A 21,834-nucleotide genomic window follows, 5' to 3' on the forward strand; every position below is an offset into this window, starting at 1 on the left:
TTCAGACCTCCGATCAATGCAGAGCAGAGCCACCCTCCTATGCGCCAGACGCATAGCCTAGATCAGGCAGTTTCCGCCTGCAACTCGCGCACGATTTCGGGATAACCTCCACTCTCGATGAACTCCGCCTCGGCCTCGGAATTCGCGCGTCCGAGCGCGGCATTGCGGAAGGGGAACCGGCTGTAGCGGCGAATGATTTCACGGTGCGCGCGGGCGTGAAGCAGGTTGCCCGCGCCCTTTTCCGGCATCCTGTCGTGAAACAGGCAGATCGCGCGATCCTGGTCCGCGAGGCATTCCGAATGGACGAAGGGCATGTAGAAGAACTGCCGTTCCGGCTCCGGCACCGCTCGGTCCCAGTCGCGGAAGATCGCGTCGGCGGCGGCGGCGCGAGCGCGCCCGTCGGTCGCAAAGGCATCGGGCCGGCCACGGAACATGTTGCGCGGGAACTGGTCGGCGAGGATCAGATAGCCAAGCGCTCCCTCAGGCGAAACCCGCCAGGTCTCAAGCTCGCCATTTCGCAGGGCTTCCCAGCTTTCACCGAAACGCTCGCGGATCTTTGCGTCCAGAGCCTCATCAACTTCATACCAACCGGAGGGGCCAACCTCCTCCAGCCAGAAGCGAACGATACCTTCAGGGGTAGTCGGCATGGGCACCTCCCTTGCGCCTCATCCCCCACTCTCCATGAAAAGACTGACAAATTTGGCGCGCTTTGCCTAGGGGGTATTGTTCCCTTCGCCTTCCTTCTCCGATGCGGCGGCTTCCGCCGCTTCCTCGTGCGCCGCTTCCATCGCCACTTCGACGGCAAGCGGCGTAGCGGTGGGCGAAAGGACCGCGAAGGCCCCGGCATCGGCCACTGCAGGGGCCGCACGACGCGTCATCCGCCAGCCCGCATAGGCCGCCAGAGCCGCCAGGAGAAGGCCCATGAACAGGAAGAAGCCCGGCGGACCGACCCGGGTCATGACCCAGCCCGTGATCATGGGGCCGGAAATCGCGCCGAGACCGTTGATGAACATCAGACCGGCCGAGGCCGCCGCCATGTCGGAACTGTCGAGATAGTCGTTCACATAGGCGAGCAGGAGCGAGTAGAGCGGGTTCGAGATGCCGCCGACGAATACCGCGACCACGAGGAGCAGGTAGAAGCCCGGGTCGAAGATCACCGCGAAGGCCATGACCAAAGCGCCAAGGACCGAAAGGCCGAGGATCAGCTGACGGCGGTCGATCCGGTCGGAGGCCCAGCCGATCGGGTACTGGAACAGCAGTCCGCCGATGTAGATGGCCGCGACGAACATCGAGATCTGGCGCACCGTGAGCCCCACCTCCGTTCCCCAGACCGAAGCCATGCCGAACTGGGCGGAAAAGACGCCGCCCAGAAGGAACATGCCGATGCAGCCGAGCGGCGACGCATGGTAAAGGCGCACGAAGCTCAATGGCTTCGTCAGTTCGAAAGCCGGGGCCTGTCCCGCCGTCAGCAGGATTGGCGTGAAGGCCACCGAGACGAGCACGGAGGGGATGATGAAGAGGATGAATCCCGAGGGATCGCCAAGGTTCAGAAGCGCCTGCGCGGCAATGATCCCGATCATCTGCATGATCATGTAGAGCGACAGCGCCTGGCCCCGCGTCTCGTTCGTGGAGGCGTTGTTGAGCCAGCTTTCGGCCGTGATGTAGACGCCCGAGAAGGAGAAGCCGATCACCACGCGCATCGCCGCCCAGGCCATCCAGTCGGGTGCCGCGGCGAAAAGGATGAGAACGGCCGAGATGAGCGATCCGAGCGCGGCGAAGACCCTCACGTGACCCACGCGACGGATCATTTCCGGCGTCAGCCGCGATCCGAACAGGAAGCCCAGGAAATAGCAGGCCATGACGACGGACATCTGGAAAGTAGAGAATCCCTCGATCCCGCCACGGATACCGAGCAGCGTGCCCTGCACGCCGTTTCCGAGCATCAGAAGCATCATTCCGAGGAGAAGCGCCCAGGAATTTCTGAGAACCGTTAGCATCTTGGCCCCTGTATTTTCTTGGTATTCTCTATAGCCGTGAAGTCGTCCGGGCGCGACCCCCATGCGCGACAATGCGGGGCCCGGAAACGCCTTACGGGATCAGGAGGGATGCGTCCCCGTAGGAGAAGAACCGGTATCTCTCGTCGACCGCGTGCCGGTAGATGCGCATGATCCGCTCCCGCCCCATCAGCGCAGAGACGAGCATGAGAAGCGTCGATTTCGGCAGATGGAAGTTGGTCATCAGCGCGTCCGTCACCCGGAACCGGTAGCCGGGATAGATGAAGATGTCCGTCGCGCCCTCCCAAGGCTGCATCGTGCCGTCCTGCGCCGCGGCGCTTTCGATGAGCCTGAGCGCCGTGGTCCCGACCGGGATGATCCTGCCGCCCATCGCGCGCGTCGCGTTGATTTCGGCGGCGGCCGCCTCCGTCACCTCGCCCCACTCGGCGTGCATCCGATGCGTCGTGACGTCCTCGACCTTCACCGGAAGGAAGGTCCCCGCACCCACGTGCAAAGTGACCTCGGTGAATGTCACGCCCTTCGCCCGCAGCGCCGCGAGGAGCGGCTCGTCGAAGTGAAGGGAGGCTGTCGGGGCAGCGACGGCGCCCGAGCGGCGGGCGAAGACGGTCTGGTAGTCTTCGCGGTCGGCCTCATCCGGCGCGCGCAGCGCGGCGATGTAGGGCGGTAGCGGCATGGCGCCGGCCTCTGACAGGGCAGCGTCGAAGTCCTCGCCGGAGAGATTGAAGCGCAGCGCGCACTGGCCCTCCGCGATCTCGGCGACTTCGGCCGAGAGTTTGGGCGAGAAGGTCACCGTCTCGCCCTCCTTCAGTTTCCTGAGCGGCTTCGCGAGCGCAGACCAGGTGCCGTCCGCTTGCGGCTCGAGAAGCGTCACCTCGACGGCGGCGGCAACTTCCCCCTGCCCCGTGGTGCGCCGCCTCGTGCCCGACAGGCGTGCAGGGATGACCTTGGTGTTGTTCAGGATCAGCCGGTCCCCCGCGCGCAGGACGTCGACGAGGTCGCGGACGTGGAGGTCGCGGATGCGGTCGCCCTCGGCCACGAGAAGGCGCGCGGACGACCGCGGCCGCGCCGGGCGCGTGGCGATCAGGCCCTCGGGGAGGTCGAAATCGAAATCGGAAAGTTTCATTGGCTGACCTTGGGAATCGGGCGGCGGAAGATTTCGCGGAAGAAGCCGGGCGTCAGGATCGAGAGCGGGTTCACGCTGACCTTCGGGGCGTCCGCCGACCCCGTGAGGCGGTAGTTGAAACCGAAGAGCCCCTCGCCCGGCTTGGACACGACCTGCCCCAGCGCGTTGACGATGTAAACGGGAGAGATGACGCCCTGCATGTCCATCTGCTTGCCGGCGATGTCGTAGACGCCCGCCATCGTGACGCCGAGCGAGGCGCCGACCGCGCGTCCGCTCTGAAGTTCGACCGCGTGCGGATGGAGGCGGAAACGGCCCGCCACGTCCGTGAAGAAGATGCCCTCTCCTCCGAGTTGCTCGAGAAGTCCCACGACGCTCAGGGCCCCAAGAAGCTCCGCGAGGACAGGCGCGTCCCGCACGCGGATGTCCTGGATGACGACCCGGCCATCGTAGATTCCCGCCTCTCCGACCGGGTCGAGGGCAAGGTCCATCGTGCCGCCGCGGCCGCGCGCGAAGATTCCGGCGGCCCGGAATGCTTCGCCGGCATCGTCGGAGTGGACGCGGAAGGCGCTCCTGCCGCCTTGCGCAGGAGAAACCGTGCCGGCGACCGGTGCTTCGCCGTTCACGCGTCCCTGGAAATTGCCCCTGAGGCCACCCCCGGTATCGAACTCGCCGCGAAACCCGGTAAGCCTTATTCCTTCGCTGATCTGGAGCGCGTCGAGTGCCACGCGAAGCGGCGTTCCGCCGCCGCTGCCGCCCTGCCCGCCCGATCCCTTGCCAAGGTTCGCGCGCCTCATGTCGGCGGTGCCGCCCGTAACGGCAACGGCTGGGCTGCGGCCGGCGCCGCGCCCCCTCAGATCGACAGAGCCCCGGAACCAGCCCAAATCCACGCGCGTGAACCGCGCAAGGTCGAGCCCGCTGCCCTCGTTCAGGCTGATGCTGCCTTCGGCCGACAGACCGGGAGCCGAAAGCCGCACGGCATCGATCTTCGGCGGGGCGCCGAGCGCACCGGAAATCTCCAGGGCTCCCGTCTGCCGGATCGGCTTCGACCAGCCGATTTGGGGAAGGGACAGACGGAGCCCGTTCAGATCGGATGTCAGCCGGAATCGCGGGGGCGCATCCGGGACTGTCTCGATCTCGATTTCTCCAGGCCCCTGTCCGGTCACGGAACCTTCGGGAAGACCGACATTGAAGGCGTCGAGGAAGACCGGGCCAAGCTCCACCGTGCCATCGACCCGGCTCCTGCCCTTCTGGTCCGGGCCGAATCCCTGCGTCCAGGTTCCGCGGAACGGGACGCCCGAGACGGTTCCGGGACCGGAGATCGACATCCCCGCAGGCGTCGCGACGAGGTCCAGCGCCTCCGCCGCGATCACGCGCCCGGGCACGATCCGATCCGACGTCACATCGGTCAGGCGGGCGGTCACGTCATAGCCGACCTCGTCAGGCGGGACCTTGTCCTTGAGCGGAAGGCTCAGCCTCGTTTCAGACCGGGCATGGCCATCCGCAATCTCGACGTCGCGGCCAGCCTTGGTCAGGAACTGGAATGGCGGCTCGTCGAGAAGCGACAGCGCAGCGGTGATCGTGCTGTCGGTCCTGAGCGTGATTTCCGCGGGCGCGGGCTTGATCCGGACGTCGGGTACCCGCAGGACCGAACCCGCCATGTCCACCTCTCCGCCATTCGGCGCGGTCAGGTGGCCCCGATCGAGCACGAGCGTATAGGCGTTGTCCTCGATCGTCGCATATCCTTCGCCGTCCTGGATCGGCGGAAGCGTCCGCAGCACGCGGACCTCGGCCCCCCGGTATTCGTAGCCCAGGGAGAACCGCGGCTCGACGCCCGGGGCGAGGCGCGCCGCCGTCCTGACATCGAAGAGTTCGCCTGTCGTCACGTTCTCGGCGATCCAGGAGCGCGTCTTCGGCACGAGGGCGAGTGGCCAGAGCGCCAGCAGCCGGTCATGGGTGATCGCGTTCACGTCGGCGTCGAACGCCGCGGTCCAGCCTTCGGGGCCCGCCGCGACATCGCCCGACACGACGATCCTTCGCTCTTCGTCAACGAGCGCCAACTGGCCGATGCGAAGCGCGAACGGGTCGAGCACCAGCTTGAGATCGACCGCGCCCTGCGAAAATCGGACCGGCGACTGGAACAGCCCTTCGGGATCGGCCTGAAGGTCGGCGATCCGCACCTGCGCGACGAGGGCTTCGGGAAAACCCGCTTCCATGCCCTCAAGCCAGGCCTTGCCATCCGCCCTGGCCCGAAGTGCCCGGCCATCCAGCGTGATCTCGGAAAAGTCCAGCTGCGCCGTGGCCGGTGTATAGGCAAGCTGCACCTTGGCCTGATCGAAAGGCACGGGCTTTGCCGCCTCGGTCGGACGAAGCGCGCCTGCGCCGATCTCGAGCGTTGCCTGCAACTGCGCGACTGCGCCGAATTCGTCGATTCCCGAACGGAAGGAGCCCGAGATCGGCGCGTCCAGCGCGCCGAGCCATGCCAGTGCCGGGGATTGCGCAGCGAGATCGGCCGCCGAAACATTGGAGACGCGCGCGCCGAAACGCGCCGCCTTTGAGCGTTTCATCGCCGTGAAATCGAGTTCCGCAGACGCCGGCCGGGTTCCGATCCCCGCCAGCATGAAGCCGAGGTCGAGGGCGACCTCCTGCGCATCCTGGGTGAGCGTTGCCCGCCCGTCGGACACGCGCCAGACCTTGCCCGTGCGCGCGTCGTCGAGGGTGATGTTGACCTTCTCGGCATCTATCAGCTCGATCCCTTTCAGGATCGGTTGCGCGAAGGTCCGGTCGATCGCGTCAAGCACTTCGGGAAGCGACCCATAGGCGAATTCGAACCCCGCGCCCTCCCCGAAGGACAGTCCGAGCGATCCGTTAACGTCCCGGGCCAGCGTTATGTTCGCTTCCGACAGGCGGATGCGCCTCGGCTCGAGCTTGCCACGCAGGACAGGTTGCGGCTTGAGCGTGACGCGCAGTTCCGGCAGTTCGGCAAGCCGCGCTCCGGTGGCCGTGAAAAGCTCGAGCCCCTTCATGCGGACGCGCGGGACATATCTTTCGTCCACGACCAGTTCGACGGAGTCGAGCGTCATCCGACCCTGCCCCGCGATCACCGCGTTTGCGCGCGCCTCGATCCTGTCGACAAGCCAGTCCGGCGCGGGAAGCGGCCGGCCCGTAAGGCCCAACACCGCGAGGACCGCGAGGAAGCCGATGAGGGCCACGCTCATCAGCAGCCAGAGGCCAAACCGCCCCCGACGCCGCCGCCGCCCTTCGTCCGTTTCGCTCATATGCCTCTGCCCGCCGCCCGTGTTGCGAGCGTTCCCTTTATCTTTGCGGCTTGCGGATTAAAACACAAAGCGCAGACCACTGAGAGAGGGATCACAGGAACATGATAGAAGCAGGCGCGACCGCACCGGATTTCACCCTTCCCCGCGACGGCGGCGGCGAGATCACGCTCTCGGGCCTCCGGCCGAAGAAGGTGGTCCTATACTTCTACCCGAAGGACGACACCTCGGGCTGCACGACCGAGGCCCTGGATTTCACGCGCCTCAGGGAAGACTTCGCCGCGGCCGACACCGTCATCGTCGGTCTTTCCAAGGACAGCGTGAAATCGCACGACAAGTTCTGCCAGAAGCACGGCCTCGGCGTCATCCTCGCCTCGGACGAGAACGGCGACACCTGCGAACGCTACGGCGTGTGGGGCGAGAAAAGCATGTATGGCCGCAAGTATATGGGGATCGAGCGGACGACCGTTCTGATCGGCGGCGACGGCAAGGTGCTCAGGGTCTGGCCGAAGGTGAAGGTCGCGGGCCACGCGGAGGAAGTCCTCGAAGCGGCTCGGTCGGCATGACGATATCCATCGCCGAACGGGCGGTCGAAGTCCTCACCACCGCCAACGGGCGCGAGAAGGCGCGCCTGTCGCGCCAGCACGCCATCGCCTGGTTCGAAGCGCGCGAGGCGGGTGAGCCGTTGCCCATCGGCACGGCCCAGCCGCCGAACCGCCCGGCCCGGCCGGACCGCCCGGAGCTTTTGCCGCCGCGCGACGTGCCGCGGCGGCGTCCGGGATCGGAGGCGGGCCGGATCGCGCTTCTGCACGCGCTCGCCCATATCGAGCTGAACGCCGTGGACCTGCACTGGGACATCGTCGCGCGCTTCGCCCAAGTGCCGATGCCTCTGGGATTCTATGACGACTGGGTGAAGGCGGCGGACGAGGAGGCCAAGCACTTCAACCTGATCTGCGACTGCCTGGAAGCCATGGGAAGCCACTATGGCGCCCTGCCCGCGCATGCCGGCATGTGGCGCGCGGCGGAGGACACGGCGAACGACCTCATGGGCCGACTCGCGGTCGTTCCGATGGTCCTCGAGGCGCGTGGGCTCGACGTGACGCCAGGCATGATCGAGATCTTCCGCAAGGCGGGCGCCGATCAGGCGGTGGCGGCACTCGAAGTGATCTATGCGGAGGAAGTCGGTCACGTGGCCTATGGCTCCAAGTGGTTCCACTTCCTGTGCGGGCGAGAGAACGCGGACCCGAAAGACGTCTTCCACGCGCTCGTGCGGCAGTATTTCCACGGGGCGCTGAAGCCGCCCTTCAACGAGGAAAAGCGGGCCGAGGCCGGGATTCCGCCTGATTTCTACTGGCCCCTGGCTGACGGCGCCGAAGCCGCCGAATGACCTTCGGCCGCCTTCGGGATCGGCGGGATTTTGCCCAAATGGCGCTTCCCCGCCGGTCCCGCCGGACTCGCCTCCCAAAACTGTTGCGACAAGTAAGCTCACTTGTTAACCCGACGCTGCGTTCCCCCGGCTGGGGTCCCATTCGGGATTGGGGGGGTGGGGATGTCAAAAAAACGGGACAATGGGTTTGCGGACACGGGTCATCAACCGATTGAACGCGGCGCTTGAGCGCTTCCTGCCGGAACAACGGCTGTTTCTCAGGACCGATACGGAAACACGTTTCATCCGGCTAAGGCCGGGTGTGCAGGCACTGGTGCTGGGCGGCTCCGCCCTCGTCATTGGCTGGACGATCATCGCCACGGCGGTGCTGCTGATGGACTCGATCGGGTCCGGCAACGCCCGCGAACAGGCTCGCCGCGAGCTTGCGATCTACGAGACGCGCATCGATGCGCTGTCGCGTGAACGCGACGCCCGCGCGGAAGAGGCGGCGGCGGCGCAGGAACGTTTCTCCGTGGCGCTGGAGCAGGTTTCGGCGATGCAGTCCGCGCTTCTCGCCTCCGAGGAACGGCGGCGTGAACTCGAGACCGGAATTGGCGTCATCCAGACCACGCTGCGCCGGACGATGACCGAGCGCGACGAGGCGCTTTCGCAGGTCGAAACGCTCTCCGCCTCGCTGAACGGCAACAATGGCACCGGCTCCGATGTGGACCGGGCCGAGGACGTGGCTGCCACGCTGGACTTCCTCACCGCCGCCCTCGGACGAACGGCAGCCGAGCGTGACGCGATGGAGAAGGTCGCCGACTCCGCCATCGAAGAAGCCGACAGGATCGCCCTCGACAAGAAGCTGATGGAAGAAGAGCACGACCGCATCTTCACCCAGCTCGAGGACGCCGTGACGGTTTCCATGGCGCCGCTCGACAAGATGTTCACGGCGGCTGGCCTCGACCCCGACAAGCTTCTCGCCCAGGTTCGGCGCGGCTACTCTGGGCAAGGCGGGCCACTGATGCCGCTCTCCTTCTCCACCAAGGGCAACCCGACCGCCGTGCATTCCGAAAGCGCGTCGCGCGCCGCCGCGATCCTCGACGGCCTCGACAAGATGAACATGTACCGGATCGCGGTCGACAAGACGCCATTCGCCATGCCGCTCAAGACGCCCTACCGCTTCACGTCCGGCTTCGGACAGCGCTGGGGCCGGATGCACGCCGGCGTTGATCTTGCGGGCTCCCACGGTTCGCCGGTCTATTCCACGGCCGACGGCGTGGTCACGCACGCGGACTGGCTGTCGGGCTATGGCAGGCTCGTCAAGATCAAGCACGAGTTCGGGGTCGAGACCCGCTATGGGCATCTGTCCGAAATTCACGTGAAGGTCGGCCAAAGGGTCTCGCGCGGAGACCTGATAGGTGATATGGGGAACACTGGCCGGTCCACCGGGACGCATCTGCACTACGAAGTGCGCGTGGACGGCTCGGCGGTCAATCCGATGACGTATATCAAGGCGGGGAAGAATGTTTTCTAAGAGCAGGATCAACGAGCCGGGGCCGAAACAGCCGGTCGAGGCCGAGAAGCCGAAAGCGCCCGAAGCCGCTCCGGTTTCGAAGCCCGCATCCGCGGAAATGGCCGCCACCGCGCCGAAGGCAAAGCCGCCGGCATCTGTCCTTTCTTCCGACCTGACCGTCGTGGGCAACCTCAAGACCAGTGGCGACATTCAGGTCGAAGGCACCGTCGAGGGTGACATCCGCGCTCACCTCCTGACCGTTGGCGAAGGCGCCACGATCAAGGGCGAGATCGTCGCGGACGACATCGTCGTGAACGGCCGCGTCGTCGGCCGCGTGCGCGGGCTGAAGGTGCGGCTCACCTCCACCGCGCGGGTCGAGGGCGACATCATCCACAAGACGATCGCCATCGAATCGGGCGCGCATTTCGAAGGCTCCGTGCAGCGTCAGGACGACCCGCTGTCGACCTCGGGCGCTCAGCCCCGCCCCGCCGCCCCGGCGAAGCCGGCCGTCGCGGCGGACTGATCTGGTCGAAGACCTTTCGGGCCGAACCAAACGAAAAGGGCGCCGCGACGGCGCCCTTTGTCATTTCGTGCATGCCGAATTCAGTCTTCGTCGCCAAGGAGCTTGCGATACATGTGCCAGGTCGCGTGCCCGAGCACCGGCAACGCGACAAACACGCCAAGGAACATCGGCAGCATTCCGACGAACAGGATCACCGCGATGGTTATGCCCCAGACAGCCATCGGCACGACATTGGCCGTCACGGCTCGCACCGAAACGATCATGGCCGTCACGAAGTCGACCTCCCGCTCCAGAAGAAGCGGCAGACCGGCGACCGTGATGGAGAACAGAACCGCCGCGAACCCCGCGCCCACGATCGTCCCCACCAGCAGCATGATCGGACCGTTGCCCTGAAACAGAATGGCGGGCGACGAGCTGATGTTGGTCAGTGCCGACAGGCCCATGAAGAGGGCGAAGATCGTGTGGGCGACAAAGACCCAGAACATGAACATCAGGAGGATCACCATCGCCATCGACGGGATCTGTCGGTCCTTCTGGGAAAAGACCACGCCGAGGACCTTGGGCCATTCCAGGACCTGGCCCGCCTCGATCCTGCGGCTGACCTCGTAGAGGCCGACGGCCGCGAACGGCGCAAGGATCGGGAAGCCCACGATGAATGGCATGAGCCACCACTCCTCCCCCGCGGCCGAGTAGACCTGCCAGAGGACGATTCCGCCCGCAACGTAGAAGGTCGCGAAGAATATCCCGAAGGCCGGAGCCCTCAGGAAATCCGCGAGCCCGGCCCTGAGCACGGGCCCGATATCCGAAATAGAAACCGTCCTTATTCCCGGCAGCGGCGACGGGCCGCCCTGAGACACGTCTTCCATCAATTTTCCTCCTCCCTCACGCAAGGAGAAGGCTAGCAAAGGATGTTAGCGCCGCGCAACGGACTCGATGGCGTGTCTCAGCCTGTGGCGTTCGCCTCCGCGCGGCTCTTGCCGGCAACGTCGAGCGCAAGCGTCGCGGCCATGAACGCGTCCAGATCTCCGTCGAGCACGCCCTGGGTGTCGGAGGTTTCGACCCCGGTGCGAAGGTCCTTCACCATCTGGTAAGGCTGGAGCACGTAGGACCGGATCTGGTTGCCCCAGCCCGCCTCGCCCTTGGCCTCGTGCGCCTCGGCTATTGCGGCGTTGCGCTTGTCGAGCTCCATCTGGTAGAGCCGCGCCTTCAGCGCGTTCATCGCGATCTCGCGGTTCTGGTGCTGCGACTTCAGGGACGAGGTCACGACGATCCCGGTGGGAAGGTGGGTGATCCGCACCGCCGAGTCGGTCTTGTTGACGTGCTGACCGCCCGCGCCAGAGGAACGGAACGTGTCGAGGCGGATGTCCTTGTCGGCGACCTCGATCTCGATGTTCTCGTCGACCACGGGATAGACCCAGACCGAGCAGAAGGAGGTGTGGCGCCGCGCCGCGCTGTCATAGGGCGAGATGCGCACCAGCCGGTGCACGCCCGATTCCGACTTGAGCCAGCCATAGGCGTTGTGGCCCGAAATCTTGTAGGCGGCGGACTTGATCCCAGCCTCTTCGCCCGGGCTCTCGCTGATCAGCTCGACCTTGTAGCCCTTCTTCTCGGCCCAGCGGACATACATCCGCGCGAGCATCGAGGCCCAGTCGCAGCTTTCCGTTCCGCCCGCGCCCGCGTTGATCTCGAGGAAAGTGTCGTTGCCGTCCGCCTCGCCGTCGAGAAGCGCCTCGATCTCCTTGGTCGCGGCCTCCTCGGCAAGCGTCTTGAGCGCCGCCTCGGCATCGGCCACGATCTCGGCGTCCTCCTCGGCCTCGCCCAGTTCGATCAGGTCGACGTTGTCGCCGAGCTCGCGTTCGATCCGGCGGTAGGTGTCGAGGGCGTCCATCAGGGTCTGGCGTTCCCGCATCAGCTTCTGCGCGCGCGCCGGGTCCGACCAGAGGTCGCCGTCCTCGATCATCGCGTTGAATTCCTCCAGCCGGTGCGGCGCGGTCTCCAGATCGAGCCGCTGGCCGAGGAGCTTCAGCGATTTCCGGATCGCCTCGACGGTATTCTGGGTTTCGGCGCGCATGGGCCAGCCTTCCAACTTTTCGGTTCAGTGGGGGGTGATAGCCGCTTCACCCTTCCTCGGCAAGCCGCCGACGGGGCGCGAGCGCAGCGGACCGGCAGGAAGAGGGGGCAGGCAGAAGGCGCAAGGCCCCCTGCCCCGGTTCAGTAAAGGCCGCCCGAGCTGACGGTGCCGAAGTCAGCCTTCTTCGGGATGACCTTCTTCTCGCCCGTCGAGGTAACGACGGCCGTCTCGGCGTCGTCGGTTTCACCCTGGGCGAAGAGCGGCAAGTTCTGGCCCATGCCGAAGCCGCCGTCGACCATCGCGCCAAGGCCGAAGATCGGAACGAAGTCGTCGCGGAAATACTCGGCCACCACGAAATCGCCCATGGCGTCATCCGGCAGGCGTTCCCCGGTGAAGCGGTTGATCTTGATGAAGTGGCCGCCCGGCGGAACCTTGAACTTGCCGCCACCGTATTTCTTGATCGCCTCTTCCATGAAGCTCTGGAACACCGGAGCGCAGGTGCCACCGCCCGAGGCACGGCCGAGCGAACGCGGCTGGTCATAGCCGATGTAGCATCCCGCCACGATGTTCGACGAGAACCCGACGAACCACACGTCCTTGGCGTCGTTGGTCGTCCCCGTCTTGCCGGCGATCGGCACCGGAAGGTTCAAACCACGTGCCGTCCCGCGCTGGACAACGCCCTCCATCATCGAGGTGAGCTGGTAGGCCGTTATCGCGTCCATGACGCGCTCGCGGTTCGACGTGATGAGCGGCGCCACGCCGGGATCGAGGCTCGCCAGCCGGCAATCCTCGCACGTCCGCTGATCGTGGCGGTAGACGGTGCGCCCCCAGCGGTCCTGCACGCGGTCCACCAGCGTCGGCTCCACCCGCTCGCCACCGTTGGCGAACATCGCGTAGGCCGCGACCATCTTGAACAGCGTCGTCTCCTGGCTGCCTAGCGCGTTGGCGAGGAAGGGCTTCATCGGGCTGTAGACGCCGAACCTTTCCGCGTAGACCGCGACCGTCTGCATGCCGATTTCCTGCGCGACCCGCACGGTCATCAGGTTCCGGCTCTGCTCGATCCCGGTCCTGAGGGGCGCCGGGCCGTAGAACTTGTTCGACGCGTTCTTGGGCCGCCAGAGGCCCTGCGGCGTGTCCACCTCGATCGGGGCGTCGACGACGATGGTCGCCGGGCTAAAGCCGGAATCGAGTGCCGCCGCGTAGACGAAGGGCTTGAAGGACGAGCCCGGCTGGCGCTGCGCCTGGGTGGCGCGGTTGAAGACCGAAGATTGGTAGGAGAAGCCGCCCTGCATGGCCAGAACGCGGCCGTTGTGGACGTCCATCGCCATGAATGCGCCCTGGATCTCCGGAACCTGGCGGAGCGACCAGCGGATGAAGGAGCCGTCTTCGTCCGAGGTGACGGCCCGCACCAGGACCACGTCGCCCACGGACAGAAGGTCACTCGCCCGCTTCGCCTTCGGTCCGAGCCGGCCGTCGGCCTGACGCTTGCGCGCCCACTGCACGTCCTTCGCCTGGATCCAGTGGCCGTCCTCGTCGTCCTCGATCCCCTCGATGCCGATCCGGGCGTCGTTCTCGCCGAGCTTCAGGACCACGGCCGGATACCAGCCCGCGATGTCGCGCGGCACCTTCAGGGCTGCCAGGGCGGCGCGCCAGGCTTCCTCGGATTCAAGCTGCTCCGCCGGGATCGTCTTCCGCGTCCCGCGCCAGATGCCGAGATTACGGTCGTAATTCTCCAGCGCCTCGCGCAGCGCGGCCGCGGCAACCACCTGCATGTCGGGGTCGATGGTGGCGCGGATCGAAAGCCCTCCGCCGAAGAATTCCTCTTCGCCGAAGCTCGCCGAAAGCTGGCGGCGGATCTCGTCCGTGAAATAGTCGCGCGGCGGCAGGCTGTCCTTGAACGCCGGGAAGTCGCCATTCTGGACGGAGCGCAGCGGCAAGTCCTTCTCGGCGACATAGGTCGCCTCGTCGATATGGCCGTTTTGCCACATCTCGCGCAGCACGTAGTTGCGCCGCTCCGTGACCCGCTCCTTCGCGGTGACGGGGTGATACTTGCTCGGCGCCTGCGGCATCGCGGCGAGCATCGCCGCCTCGTGCGGGGCAAGTTCCCCGAGGGTCTTGTTGAAATAGGTCTGCGCCGCTGCGGCGACGCCGTAGGAGTTCTGGCCGAGGAAGATCTCGTTGAGGTACAGTTCGAGGATCTTGTCCTTGGTAAGCGTCTCCTCCAGACGCGTGGCGAGGATCAGCTCCTTGATCTTCCGTTCGATCTTGCGGTCGCCGGACAGGAGGAAGTTCTTCATCACCTGCTGGGTGATCGTCGAGGCGCCGCGCACGTTCTGGCCGCGCGTCTTGACCGCCTCGACCACCGCCGCCGCGATGCCGCGCGCGTCATAGCCCTTGTGGAGGTAGAAGTTCTTGTCCTCGGCCGAGATGAAGGCCCACTTGACGATGTCAGGGACTTCCTCGATCGGCGTGAAGATCCGCCGTTCGACCGCGAATTCGTCCATCATCCGGCCTTCGCCCGAATAGATGCGGCTGATGGTCTTCGGCGTGTAGTTCGCAAGCTGCTCGTGCGAGGGCAGGTCGCGGGAATACATCCAGAAGATGCCGCCCACCGTCAGCGCGGCGAAAACCGCGCCGATCGTGAGCCAGCTGAAGATGGAGCCGAAGAAGGAGAGAACGAAACGGATCAAGCAGCACCCCCTGCAAATCTGCCGCCGTATATACATGGGGCACGGCCGGGTCAAAACAACTTGGCGTCAGGGATCGGGCACGGCGGGAAGCCGCCGTCACTGCCTCAGAAGCGCCGCCTCCGCCGCATCCTCGACCGCCCATTCGCGGATCGCGGCAAGGATCGCCCCCTGCATCCGCGCCCGCCAGCCCGCATCCGTGAGCCGGGCAAGATCGTCGGGCGACGACAGGAACCCGAGTTCGACCAGGAGCGACGGGAAGTCCGGCGCCTTCAGAACAGAGAATGCCGCCGACTGCAGCGGATGGCGGTGCATCTTGATCTCGGCGGCGTCGAAGGACTTCACAAGCGCGTTGGCGAGGCGGTCGGCACGCGGTCCGGTCTCGGCCCGCGCGAGGTCCATGAGAACCGTGGCCACGAGGTCGTCCTGGCCGGAAAGGTCGACACCGGCAAGAAGATCGCCTCGGTCATGACGTTCGGCCAGGAGCGCGGCAGCGGTATCCGAAGCCTCTTCGCTGAGCTTGTAGACCGTCGCCCCGACCGCCTGACCTTCGGCAAGCGCGTCCGCATGAAGCGAGAGGAACAGATCCGCGCCTGCCGCGCGGGCAAGGCTGATCCTTGTCTCGAGGGGCACGAAGTGATCCGCCTCGCGCGTCAGCACCGGAGCCATCCCGGCCGCCTTCAGCATTTCGGCGAGTTCGCGCGCGAATACGAGCGTGAGGTCCGCCTCGTTCAAGTGGCCCGCCTCCGCGCCCGGGTCGATCCCCCCGTGGCCGGGGTCGAGGACCACGACGAGCGGCCCCTGCCCCGTCTGCCTGCGCTTGGGCGCGGCGACTTCCGCAGGTCGCGGCAGATCCCAGTTGGCGTCCGCCGGCTCGCCGACCAGCCGGGCGAATTCCTCCTTGCCGGTCTGCACGAGACGGATGCGCACCTCGGCCATCGCGGCATCGATTTCCGCCCGCTCGATCGCGTGGGGTCCGTCGAGCTCCGCCACCATCCGCGACCATCCCGGACGGAACGCGCCCCAGCGCAGTGCCGTAACGGCCCTCGAAGCCTCAAGAGCCTCCGGAGGAATCGAACCGAACTCCACCTCGCGGAAGTCCGCCACGAGCCTCGGGGGATCGGCCAGAAGCATCGCCCTGAAGGGTACGGCGCGGTCGAGCGTCAGCACGATCTCTACCCCGCCTCCCTCGTCGTGAACCGTCGAGCGCGCGGGATCGAGCCGCGCGTGCTGGGGCGCCTCTTCGGCGAGGGCCCAGGTTGCGAAGAACAGCGCGGCGAAGACCGCGGCGAATGTTTTCAGTAGCGACATGAGGCCTGCTCGTTTTTCGCCCAACATAGCGAAACCAATGACCGGGCGAAACCCGCCCTCCTACGCGACAGCGCGCGCCTGCCAGACCGTCGACACCTCCGCGCGGATGATCCTCGCGATCAGCGTGCAGTCTTCCTCGGTGAAGGTCAGCGGCAGCCGCATGTCGAGAAGGCCGGCAAGCACGCGGTCCGTTTGCGGAAGCCGCTGCTGCGGCGCATAGCGCCAGTGGTCGTAGCGGGAGGTGAAGGCCAGGGGCTCCTCCGCGCCGAACCACTTGAGTTCCACGCCGCGGTTGGCGCAACGGTCGAGAACCTCGCGCACTGCCTCCCCGTTCCAGTCGGGCAGGAGGAACTGGATCGAGGACCCGACATAGCTTTCCTCCGGCGGGCGCGGAACAATCCGCAGGCCGGGGGTGCCGGCAAGCCCGGCCTCGACGGCACGGTAAAGCGCGTTCCACCGTTCCCGCTGCGCCGCGAAATCCGCGAGCTGAGGCCGCAGGATCGCGGCACGGAGGTTGTCCATGCGCCCCGATACGTTCGGCGTGACGTATTTCACCCGCTCGAAAACCTCCGCCGATGGCGCTGCGCGGTGTCGCGTGTAGAGCATGTAGCTGCCCGAAAGGAGGATCGCACGGGCCGCCAGATCCTCGTCGTCGGTGACCAGAAGCCCGCCCTCGCCCGAGTTGATGTGCTTGTAGGTCTGCGTCGAATAGCAGCCAACGACCCCGTGCCGCCCCGACGGCACGCCGCGCCACGCCGCCCCCATCGTATGGGCGCAATCCTCGACCACCGCGATGCCGCGGGTGCGGCAGATCTCCATCAGCCGGTCCATGTCGCAGAGATGGCCGCGCATATGCGACAGCATCAGCACCTTGGCCCCGGTCGCCTCTGCCTTTGCCTCGAGGTCGTCGAGGTCGATCACCAGATCCTCGGTCACCTCGACGAAATGCGGAACCGCGCCGACCGCGGCGATGGCCCCGGGAACCGGCGCGAGCGTGAAGGCGTTGGTCAGGACCGGGTCGCCCGGCTGAACCTCGAGCGCGCGCAGCGCGCAACCCAGCGCGTAGCCGCCGGAGGCGACCGCCAGGCAATACTTCGCACCGGTGAAGGCCGCGAATTCCTCCTCCAGAAGCGCGGTTTCAGCCACCTCGCCGGGCGCGACGTTGTAACGGTGCAGCCGCCCATGGCGCAGCACGGCCATCGCCGCCTCGATACCGGCCTCCGGAATCGGTTCCTGCTGCGTGAAACTGCGCGTGAATCTTTCCACCCTGTCCTCCATCCCTGCGCCGCGATCGTGCAAGTCTCAGCTGCGTGCGTCAATCGTCGCCCAGAAGCCGCGCGGCAAGTGCCGGAAGCTCGTCGAAATGCTTCAGCAGAGCCTCGGGCGACATGCGCGCCACGCCCTCCCCCTCCGGCCCGAAGGTCACGAGAGCGACCGGAACGCCGGCGGCTTTCGCCGTCTTCCGGTCGGTATCGGTGTCCCCCACGAGCATCGAGCGCGCGACGATGCCGCCGGCCCGCTCGACCGCCGCGAAATACGGCGCGGGATCGGGCTTGCGCACGGGCAGCGTGTCGGCTCCGACGAGGGAGCCGAAAAGGTCCCGGACCCCGAGGCGCGTCAGAAGCAACTCCGCCAGGCCCTCGGGCTTGTTGGTGCAGATGCCGACGGCGAAACCCTCCGCCTTCAGCATCCCGACCGCCTCGACCGCGCCGGGATAGAGGCGCGTGTTGCGGTCGATGTCCGCCTCGTAGGCGGCGAGAAGGTGCGGGTACTCGACGTCCACGTCCGCCTCGCTCCACTCCCCCAGCCGCGAGAAGCCGAGCCTGAGCATCGCGCGCCCGCCGTGGAACGCCGTCAGAGCGTCCCCGGCCGGGTCCAGGATGGCACCATGCCCGAGCCGCAGGAAACAGGAATTGGCCGCCGCAATGAGGTCGGCCGACGTATCGGCCAGCGTGCCGTCAAGATCGAGGATCACCGTTCGCATCGTTTTCCCTTCATGAGCCGAGCGGGAGACTGTAACCTCGGGAAATCAAGCGTGAAGCCCCCGCCACTTGCGGCCCTGACCCGCATGGGTAAAACGGGCGGGAGCAGAAGAAAAGGCCGCAACATACATGTCCACCGCACTGATCATCCTCGCCGCCGGTCTTGGCACGCGGATGAATTCCGATCAGCCCAAGGTTCTGCACCGCCTCGCGGGCGCGCCCCTTCTCGTTCACGCGATGACGGCGGGCGCCGTGCTGGAGCCCGAAAGGGTGATCGTGGTCGCCGGTCACGGAGCGGAGACGGTCGCCAAGGTCGCGCGTGAGCACGACGAAAACGCCCGGATCGTCGTGCAGGAGGAACAGCTTGGCACGGCCCACGCTGTCCGTTGCGCGTTGCCGGAGCTGGATGGCTTCAAAGGGCGCGTGATCGTGCTTTACGGCGACACGCCCTTCATCCGCCCCGAGACGCTCGAGGGCCTCGCGGCGGCGGAGGCCGCGGTGACGGTGCTTGGCTTCACGGCCGGGGACCCGGCCCGCTATGGCCGGCTCATCGTGAATGGCGGCGCGCTCGACCGGATCGTGGAATTCAAGGACGCGACCGACGAAGAGCGCGCGATCACGCTCTGCAACAGCGGGGTTATCTCGGCCGACGCCGGGCTTCTGGCGGAACTGGTTTCCGCGGTCGGCAACGACAACGCATCCGGCGAATACTACCTGACCGACATCGTCGCCGCCGCCCGCGCTCGCGGTCTTTCCGCCGCGGTCGTGACCTGCCCCGAGGCCGAGACGATGGGGGTGAACACCCGCGCCGACCTCGCCCAGGCGGAGGCCGTCTTCCAGGCCCGCGCCCGCGCCGAAGCGATGGAGAACGGCGTCACGCTGACCGCACCGGAAACCGTCTTCTTCGCCTACGACACCGTCATTGGCCGTGACACGGTCATCGGGCCGAATGTCGTCTTCGGCCCCGGCACGACCGTCGAGTCCGGCGCCCGGATCGAAGCCTTCTGCCATCTGGAAGGCTGCCACATCTCGCGCGGCGCATCCGTCGGCCCCTTTGCCCGCCTCCGCCCCGGCGCGGAACTGGCCGAGGACGTCCACGTCGGCAACTTCGTCGAAATCAAGAACGCGATCCTCGACGAAGGCGTGAAGGTCGGCCACCTGACCTATCTCGGCGACGCCCACGTGGGCGAGCACACGAACATCGGGGCGGGCACCGTGACCTGCAACTACGACGGCGTCATGAAGCACCATACCGAGATCGGGGCCAATGCCTTCATCGGCTCGGACACGATGCTGGTGGCGCCGGTGACGGTCGGCGACGGCGCCATGACCGCCTCGGGCTCCGTCATCACGCGCAACGTCGCGCCGGGCGCGCTTGCGATCGAAAGGTCTCGACAGGAGCATATCGAGGGCTTTGCCTCGCGCTTCCGCGAAAAACTTCGCGCCGAGAAGGCGCGCAAGACAAAAGAGGTTCAGTAAATGTGTGGCATTGTTGGCGTTCTCGGAAAGCATGAAGCGGCCCCCGTCCTCCTCGAGGCGCTGAAGCGGCTCGAATACCGGGGCTATGACTCGGCGGGCATCGCGACCGTCCACAAGGGCCAGCTCGATCGCCGCCGCGCGGTCGGCAAGCTCATGAACCTCTCTGACCTCCTCGTGCACGAGCCCTTGGCCGGGAAGGCCGGGATCGGCCACACCCGCTGGGCCACCCACGGCGCGGCGACCGAAAGGAACGCGCATCCGCACCGCTCCGGCCCTGTCGCCGTCGTGCATAACGGCATCATCGAGAACTTCCGCGAACTGCGCGAGGAACTGACCGCCAAGGGCCTTGCGCCCGAGACCGATACGGATACCGAAACCGTCGCCATCCTCGCCCGCCACTACATGGACGAGGGCATGCCCCCGCGCGAGGCAGCCGCCGCCACGCTGAAGCGTCTCGAGGGCGCCTTCGCGCTCTGCTTCCTTTTCGACGGGGAAGAGGACCTTATCGTCGCCGCCCGCAAGGGCTCCCCCCTCGCCATCGGCCACGGCGAGGGCGAGATGTTCGTGGGCTCCGACGCCATCGCGCTCGCCCCGCTCACGGATCGGATCACCTATCTCGAAGAGGGCGACTATGCCTTCGTCACGCGCGACGGCGCCGAGATCTTCGATGAAGAAGGCCGGCGCGCGAACCGCGAAGTGACGCAGATCAAGATGGACTCGGCGCGGATCGAAAAGGCCGGGTACAAGCACTTCATGGCGAAGGAAATCGCCGAGCAGCCCGTCGTGATGGCCGACGCGCTCGCGGCCTACGTCAAGTCCGGCGTACTCGAACTCCCCGAAGCGGTCGATTTCCGCGAGGTGGACCGCCTCACCTTCGTCGCCTGCGGCACCGCCTACTATGCCTGCCTCGTTGGGAAATACTGGTTCGAGGAGCTGGCCGGACTTCCCGTTGACGTCGATATCGCGTCGGAATTCCGTTACCGCGAACCGCCGATGTCACCGAAATCCGTCGCGGTCTTCGTCAGCCAGTCGGGCGAAACGGCCGACACGCTCGCCGCGCTCCGCTTCTGCCGCGACAAGGTGGCCAGGATCGTCTCGGTCGTGAACGTCGTCACGTCCTCGATCGCACGCGAAAGCGACCTGGCGCTGCCGATCCGCGCAGGCGTCGAAATCGGCGTCGCCTCCACCAAGGCTTTCACCGGGCAGCTTCTGGTTCTTGCGCTGATGGCGCTGAAGGCGGCGGGCGACAAGGGGCGGATGACCGATGCCGAAATCTCGCAGAGGCTCGATGAACTGGCGACGCTGCCCGGTCTCATGAACCAGGCATTGTCGCGGTCGAACCAGATATCGGAGATCGCCAAGGAGCTTTCTGAAACACGCGACGTCCTTTTCCTCGGGCGCGGCAGGATGTTCCCGCTCGCGCTCGAAGGCGCGCTGAAGCTCAAGGAAATCAGCTACATCCATGCCGAAGGCTATGCCTCGGGCGAACTCAAGCACGGCCCGATCGCGCTCATCGACGCGCATGTTCCGGTCGTGGTCATGGCCCCGCATGACAAGCTCTTCGACAAGACGGTGTCGAACATGCACGAGGTCATGGCCCGTCACGGCCGGGTTCTCCTGATCACCGACGCCAAGGGCGCGGCGGCGGCGAAGGCCGGCACATGGAAGACGCTGACGCTGCCGGAGGTACCGGAACTCTTCGCGCCGATCCTCTACGCCATCCCGGCTCAGCTTCTCGCCTACCACACCGCTGTCGCCAAGGGTACGGACGTGGACCAGCCCCGCAACCTCGCGAAGTCGGTGACGGTGGAATGACGCCGGAAGCTGCGCTCGCGGAGCTCCGCGCGCTCGCGGACCCCGAGCGTGCCGCCGGTGCCGCTGACTATCACAAGGCGAAGCGGGAATACCTCGGCGTTCGGGTTCCGGAGATCGACCGGCTGGCGAAAGCTTGGCGCGCGGACCTCGACGTCGCGGGGCGCGTGGCGCTGGCGGATGCGCTTTGGCGCACCGACATCCACGAAGCGCGTATCGCGGCGGCGAAGCTCCTGACGCAGGCGCGGATCAGGGATGACGACGCCGTCTGGCACGTCCTCGTCTCCTGGCTTCCCGATTTCGATGCCTGGGCGATCGCCGATCACGCGATGATGGCCGCGCAAAGGCGGCTGACCGCAGACCCCTCGCGTATCGACGAGGTGGAAACCTGGACCCGTTCGCCCTCGCTCTGGACGCGCCGGGCTGCCCTTGTCGTCACGCTGCCCTGGACGAAGCAGAACCACCCGAAGCCCGCCGATCTGGCCATACGCGATCGGGTCCTCGGCTGGGCGGCGGGCTATGCCGACGATCCGGAGTGGTTCATCCAGAAAGCAGTGGCCTGGTGGCTCAGGGACCTTTCGAAACACGACGCGCCGCGGGTCCGCGCATGGCTGGCGGAGCACGGGGCGAAGCTCAAGCCCTTCGCCCGGAAGGAAGCCGCGAAATACCTCCGCTGA

Annotated in this window: 17 protein-coding genes; 7 read left to right on the top strand and 10 right to left on the bottom strand. The window is 66.4% G+C overall.

Translation table 11 applies throughout. The features are described 5' to 3' along the window. Window positions 1-62 precede the first annotated feature (62 nt). The 4 genes from ABCN56_RS17720 to ABCN56_RS17735 form a co-directional block, all read right to left on the bottom strand. On the bottom strand, window positions 63-647 hold the full coding sequence (locus tag ABCN56_RS17720) for a DUF924 family protein (RefSeq protein WP_343082163.1): 585 nt from the start codon (window positions 645-647) through the stop codon (window positions 63-65). Between the two features lie 66 nt (window positions 648-713). Next, entirely contained in the window at window positions 714-1,997 is a 1,284-nt protein-coding gene (locus ABCN56_RS17725) for an MFS transporter (RefSeq protein ID WP_343082164.1), read from the bottom strand. Window positions 1,998-2,088: 91 nt separating this feature from the next. After that, window positions 2,089-3,138, bottom strand: a complete 1,050-nt coding sequence (queA, locus tag ABCN56_RS17730) for a tRNA preQ1(34) S-adenosylmethionine ribosyltransferase-isomerase QueA (protein ID WP_343082165.1) — start codon at window positions 3,136-3,138, stop codon at window positions 2,089-2,091. Next, window positions 3,135-6,413 carry an AsmA-like C-terminal region-containing protein gene (locus ABCN56_RS17735; protein ID WP_343082166.1) on the bottom strand — a complete coding sequence of 1,093 codons (3,279 nt, stop codon included), beginning with the start codon at window positions 6,411-6,413 and terminating at the stop codon, window positions 3,135-3,137. The genes queA and ABCN56_RS17735 overlap by 4 nt, the downstream gene beginning before the upstream one ends. A gap of 101 nt (window positions 6,414-6,514) precedes the next feature. Here ABCN56_RS17735 and ABCN56_RS17740 point away from each other — a divergent pair, with 101 nt between their 5' ends. From ABCN56_RS17740 to ABCN56_RS17755, 4 genes are all read left to right on the top strand, one after another. After that, the gene (locus ABCN56_RS17740; protein WP_343082167.1) at window positions 6,515-6,976 is read left to right on the top strand and encodes a peroxiredoxin; all 462 of its coding nucleotides are present in this window, start codon (window positions 6,515-6,517) and stop codon (window positions 6,974-6,976) included. After that, complete coding sequence (locus tag ABCN56_RS17745) at window positions 6,973-7,797, top strand: ferritin-like domain-containing protein (RefSeq protein WP_343082168.1); 825 nt, start codon at window positions 6,973-6,975, stop codon at window positions 7,795-7,797. Before ABCN56_RS17740 ends, ABCN56_RS17745 begins: the two co-directional genes overlap by 4 nt. A gap of 187 nt (window positions 7,798-7,984) precedes the next feature. Next, the gene (locus tag ABCN56_RS17750; protein ID WP_343082357.1) at window positions 7,985-9,313 is read left to right on the top strand and encodes a DUF5930 domain-containing protein; all 1,329 of its coding nucleotides are present in this window, start codon (window positions 7,985-7,987) and stop codon (window positions 9,311-9,313) included. Then, the gene (locus ABCN56_RS17755) at window positions 9,303-9,815 is read left to right on the top strand and encodes a bactofilin family protein (RefSeq protein ID WP_343082169.1); all 513 of its coding nucleotides are present in this window, start codon (window positions 9,303-9,305) and stop codon (window positions 9,813-9,815) included. The genes ABCN56_RS17750 and ABCN56_RS17755 overlap by 11 nt, the downstream gene beginning before the upstream one ends. A gap of 80 nt (window positions 9,816-9,895) precedes the next feature. Here ABCN56_RS17755 and ABCN56_RS17760 read toward each other — a convergent pair whose 3' ends face one another. From ABCN56_RS17760 to ABCN56_RS17785, 6 genes are all read right to left on the bottom strand, one after another. After that, window positions 9,896-10,681, bottom strand: coding sequence for a DUF2189 domain-containing protein (locus tag ABCN56_RS17760; protein ID WP_343082170.1), 786 nt, complete (start codon window positions 10,679-10,681; stop codon window positions 9,896-9,898). A gap of 77 nt (window positions 10,682-10,758) precedes the next feature. Continuing rightward, on the bottom strand, window positions 10,759-11,886 hold the full coding sequence (gene prfB, locus ABCN56_RS17765) for a peptide chain release factor 2 (RefSeq protein ID WP_343082171.1): 1,128 nt from the start codon (window positions 11,884-11,886) through the stop codon (window positions 10,759-10,761). Between the two features lie 140 nt (window positions 11,887-12,026). Beyond that, a complete protein-coding gene (locus tag ABCN56_RS17770) occupies window positions 12,027-14,576 on the bottom strand; it encodes a penicillin-binding protein 1A (protein WP_343082172.1) in 2,550 nt (849 codons plus the stop codon). Window positions 14,577-14,672: 96 nt separating this feature from the next. Beyond that, window positions 14,673-15,884, bottom strand: coding sequence for an N-acetylmuramoyl-L-alanine amidase (locus tag ABCN56_RS17775; protein WP_343082173.1), 1,212 nt, complete (start codon window positions 15,882-15,884; stop codon window positions 14,673-14,675). Window positions 15,885-15,944: 60 nt separating this feature from the next. Further along, entirely contained in the window at window positions 15,945-17,150 is a 1,206-nt protein-coding gene (locus ABCN56_RS17780) for a DegT/DnrJ/EryC1/StrS family aminotransferase (protein ID WP_343082174.1), read from the bottom strand. Window positions 17,151-17,199: 49 nt separating this feature from the next. Beyond that, window positions 17,200-17,868, bottom strand: coding sequence for an HAD-IA family hydrolase (locus ABCN56_RS17785; protein WP_343082175.1), 669 nt, complete (start codon window positions 17,866-17,868; stop codon window positions 17,200-17,202). Between the two features lie 127 nt (window positions 17,869-17,995). Between ABCN56_RS17785 and glmU the strand changes: the two genes are divergently transcribed. Genes glmU through ABCN56_RS17800 form a run of 3 tightly spaced genes read left to right on the top strand, consistent with a single transcriptional unit; the run spans window position 17,996 to window position 21,834 of the window. Beyond that, window positions 17,996-19,345, top strand: a complete 1,350-nt coding sequence (glmU, locus tag ABCN56_RS17790) for a bifunctional UDP-N-acetylglucosamine diphosphorylase/glucosamine-1-phosphate N-acetyltransferase GlmU (protein WP_343082176.1) — start codon at window positions 17,996-17,998, stop codon at window positions 19,343-19,345. Next, the gene (gene glmS, locus ABCN56_RS17795; RefSeq protein ID WP_343082177.1) at window positions 19,346-21,160 is read left to right on the top strand and encodes a glutamine--fructose-6-phosphate transaminase (isomerizing); all 1,815 of its coding nucleotides are present in this window, start codon (window positions 19,346-19,348) and stop codon (window positions 21,158-21,160) included. After that, window positions 21,157-21,834: a DNA alkylation repair protein gene (locus ABCN56_RS17800; RefSeq protein WP_343082178.1), complete on the top strand. Its 678-nt coding sequence runs from the start codon at window positions 21,157-21,159 to the stop codon at window positions 21,832-21,834. The genes glmS and ABCN56_RS17800 overlap by 4 nt, the downstream gene beginning before the upstream one ends.

The sequence above is a fragment of the Ostreiculturibacter nitratireducens genome (assembly GCF_032670585.1).
Taxonomy (GTDB): Bacteria; Pseudomonadota; Alphaproteobacteria; order Rhodobacterales; family Rhodobacteraceae; genus Ostreiculturibacter; species Ostreiculturibacter nitratireducens.